The organism is Phyllobacterium sp. P5_D12 (assembly GCF_054049495.1).
Map to the genome: position 1 here is coordinate 1 of NZ_JBFUMG010000457.1, position 3,593 is coordinate 3,593.

Here is a 3,593-nt window from a genome sequence, read left to right on the forward strand (position 1 = left end):
GAGATAGGCGTAGCGTTTTGGCGTCGCAGCGTTGCGCTCGATATGATTACGGCAAACGGGAATCGTGAATTCCGGTCGAAGACACAGGCTCTCGCCGTTTTCATTTTCTGTCAGAAAGATGCGGCGGCGCAAATCTTCACCCGCCATGTCAAGGAACTGGTCGGCAGGCTGAATAACGGGAATATCGACAAGCTCGGCATCCCGGCCTGAAATCAGCGCGGCGATTTCACCGGAAAACGCTGGGGCTCGGGAGGCGGCCATCCGAATTCAGACGGCCTTCGCCGCGTTGGCGCGATCTTCCGCCTGGGCTTCAAGGATCTTGCGCACCTCGGTGACCAGATCACTTTCCTTGGCTGTGATCTGTGCCGGACGGCCTTCACGCCAGGTCACATTGTCCTCGATTTCCGCCGAAAGACGCGCGCCCTCGATCAGGTCCTTGATCTGAACTTCGCCATTGTCGCGCTCCTGCGACCCCTGGATGATCACGCAAGGTGCACCGCGGCGATCGGCATATTTCATCTGCGGCTTCATGCCGGACCCGCCAAGATACATTTCAGCCCGGATACCGGCCTGGCGAAGGTCCGACACCATCTTCTGATAGCGGCCAAGGCTAGCCGTATCTCTATCCATAACGAGCACGACGACCGGGCCGATATTGTCGGAGGTATCGAGCTTGCCAAGGTTTTTAAGCGCTGTCATCAGGCGCGAAACACCGATGGAAAAGCCGGTTGCGGGAACTGGCTCGCTGCGGAAGCGGGACACAAGGCCATCATAACGGCCACCGCCGCCGACAGAGCCGAACACGACCTTTTCGCCCTTTTCGTTGGTGACGTCGAAAAGCAATTCGGCTTCGAATACAGGGCCTGTATAGTATTCCAGACCGCGCACGACGGAGGGGTCAATCTTGACACGGCCTTCATAACCCGCCGCCACAACAAGATCTTTGATATCTTCGAGCTCAGTGAAACCCTGCTTCGCTGCGTTGGATTCAAGAGTCTGATTCCAACGATCAACCTCCAGGCTTGGCCCGCTATCGAGGAACGGCTGCTTCAAAATCACGGATAGCAAATATGAGGACTGAAGATCGCTAAGACCAGCGCCCTTGGTGTAGTCACCGCTCTCGTCGAGACGGCCCTTGCCCAGCAATTCGCGCACGCCATCGGGACCGAATTTGTCCAGCTTGTCTATGGCGCGCAATACGACCAAACGTTTGCCGCTGTTCTCGTCACCATCCAGGCCGATCGCGTCGAGCACGCCGTCCAAAACTTTGCGGTTGTTGACGCGGATCACGTAATCGCCCCGCTTGATCCCCAACGCCTCCATGACGTCGGCCATCATCATGCACATTTCCGCATCCGCCGAGACGGACGGTGCGCCAACTGTGTCGGCATCGAACTGCATGAACTGGCGGAAGCGGCCGGGGCCCGGTTTCTCGTTGCGGAACACCCAGCCCGCGCGATAGCTGCGGTAGGGTTTGGGAATGCTCTCGAAATTCTCGGCGACGTAGCGAGCCAGCGGTGCAGTCAGGTCGTAGCGTAGCGACAGCCACTGCTCATCATCGTCCTGGAAGGAAAACACGCCTTCGTTGGGGCGATCCTGATCCGGCAGGAACTTGCCCAGCGCATCGGTGTATTCAATGAGCGGCGTTTCAACAGGCTCGAAACCATAGAGTTCGTAGACCTTGCGAATTTCCGCCATCATCTTTTCGGCAGCACGCAGATCCTCCGGCACACGATCCACGAATCCTCGTGGCAGCCGTGCCTTAACTCTATCTGCTTTCGTTGCCATGATGGAACCTTGAAATTTCTTGATTGCTGAAGCGGGTTTGCTCTAGCCGATCAGTGCATCAAGGGCAAGGATTGATGAAGCCGCAGCATTTGAGAGCTACGAGGCCCGGACGGGTCGTTTGAAATCTTTACGCAGCTTTTCTATTTCCTGACGGCATTTGCAGCCTTCTATATGATCGTTGACGAGACCCATGGCTTGCATATGCGCATACATCGTCGTGGGTCCGACGAAGCTCCAACCACGCTTCTTCAGATCCTTGGACAAGCGGATCGAAGTCGGCGAGGTGGGGTTTGCAACAAGCGTCGGATAGTCGACCACCTTGGGACGCTCGTCTGCCGGAGGCTCGAAGGTCCAGAAATAGGCAGCAAGCGATCCCGTCTCTTTAACGAGTTCAATCGCGCGGTTGGCATTATTGATTGCGGAATTGATCTTGCCGCGATGGCGGATGATCCCGGCATTGGCAAGCAGCCGTTCCACATCCTTCTCGCCATAACGGGCGATGCGGTGATAGTCGAAGCCATCGAATGCCTCGCGAAAATTCGCACGTTTACGCAATATGGTCAGCCAGGAAAGGCCAGACTGGAAGCCTTCCAGGCATATTTTCTCGAACAAGCGCGTATCATCCGTAACCGGCCTGCCCCATTCGTGATCGTGATAGTGAACATATTCGGGAAGAGTGCCCGGCCAAAAGCAACGGGTGACGCCATCCTCGCCTGTCATCAGACCAGTCTTGACCGGGACATCATCTTGCATATTGCCTACCCTTCGAATGTTTCACTGGACGTTAACCAATTCTGAAAACCAGCTGGTAACCACACCAAATAGTTTCAACAAAAAATCGCATTTTATCGATCGCGATTCACTTTTTTCTACCCCGGCGCGGGCAAACTCAACCCGAAAGCTGACAAATCCTGTCAGCAGAGTTTTGAGAACAATCAAAATGAAGACTGCTTTACTGCTTCTGACATCCTGCCTGGTCGTGGCTGTTGTCCCCGGCGCGATAGCCAGCGAGCGTTACGCAACAAGGCCACCTGTGGTCATGAGCCCCGACCTCACGGCGCCCTGGGTGATGCAACTGCGCCAAAGGCCAGTCGGCTCGCCGGTCAATCCTCGCGGTTATGTGGTTTTCAGTGATCCACCAGTACGTGCAGTCAAGCAACGGGACCGCCGCGCGGTTCGCAGGGATGTCGACGCAAATCCGGCCGTCCGCGAAGTTTCCTTTCAACGTCCTGCAGAGCCGGCTGCAGACGCCCAGCCAAAACAGCGGGGCATGGATCCGAAATTCCTGCCGCAGACGGTTGCCTATGACGGACCGGAAAAACCTGGCACCATCGTCATCGATACATCGCAACGGTTTCTGTATCTGGTCGAGGCCGGTGGAACCGCACAGCGCTATGGCGTCGGCGTCGGCAAGGAAGGTTTTGGCTGGTCGGGCACCAACGCGATCAGCCGCAAGGCCGAATGGCCCGATTGGTATCCGCCTGCTCAGATGATCGAGCGTGAGAGATTAAAGGGCCGCATCATACCCGCGCACATGGAGGGCGGCGTTGCCAATCCGCTCGGCGCCCGTGCGCTCTATCTCGGCTCGACGCTTTACCGCATTCATGGCACCAATGCGCCCTGGACAATCGGTCATTCCGTTTCTAGCGGTTGCATTCGCATGCGCAACGAAGACGTCACCGATCTCTATGAACGGGTGAATGTCGGTACCAAGGTCATTGTGAGATAAACAGTTATGGGGGCCGGCACCGGGGGCGGTGCCGGGAATTGGGCAGGGGTTCGCTTGAATCCCTGCCCTCTTTATT

At 56.6% G+C, this 3,593-nt stretch carries 4 protein-coding genes; 1 reads left to right on the forward strand and 3 read right to left on the reverse strand.

Annotated features, from left to right (window positions below):
- The 3 genes from ACXJ5O_RS21685 to ACXJ5O_RS21695 all read right to left on the reverse strand — a co-directional run.
- Positions 1-261 (reverse strand): ATP phosphoribosyltransferase regulatory subunit (locus tag ACXJ5O_RS21685; RefSeq protein WP_457301701.1); only part of this gene is annotated, 261 nt, incomplete at its 3' end.
- 6 nt (positions 262-267) lie between these two features.
- Positions 268-1,788, reverse strand: coding sequence for a histidine--tRNA ligase (gene hisS, locus ACXJ5O_RS21690; RefSeq protein WP_457301702.1), 1,521 nt, complete (start codon positions 1,786-1,788; stop codon positions 268-270).
- Between the two features lie 96 nt (positions 1,789-1,884).
- Positions 1,885-2,541, reverse strand: a complete 657-nt coding sequence (locus ACXJ5O_RS21695) for a DNA-3-methyladenine glycosylase I (RefSeq protein WP_457301703.1) — start codon at positions 2,539-2,541, stop codon at positions 1,885-1,887.
- 187 nt (positions 2,542-2,728) lie between these two features.
- Here ACXJ5O_RS21695 and ACXJ5O_RS21700 point away from each other — a divergent pair, with 187 nt between their 5' ends.
- The gene (locus ACXJ5O_RS21700) at positions 2,729-3,517 is read left to right on the forward strand and encodes a L,D-transpeptidase (protein ID WP_457301704.1); all 789 of its coding nucleotides are present in this window, start codon (positions 2,729-2,731) and stop codon (positions 3,515-3,517) included.
- Positions 3,518-3,593: the final 76 nt, after the last annotated feature.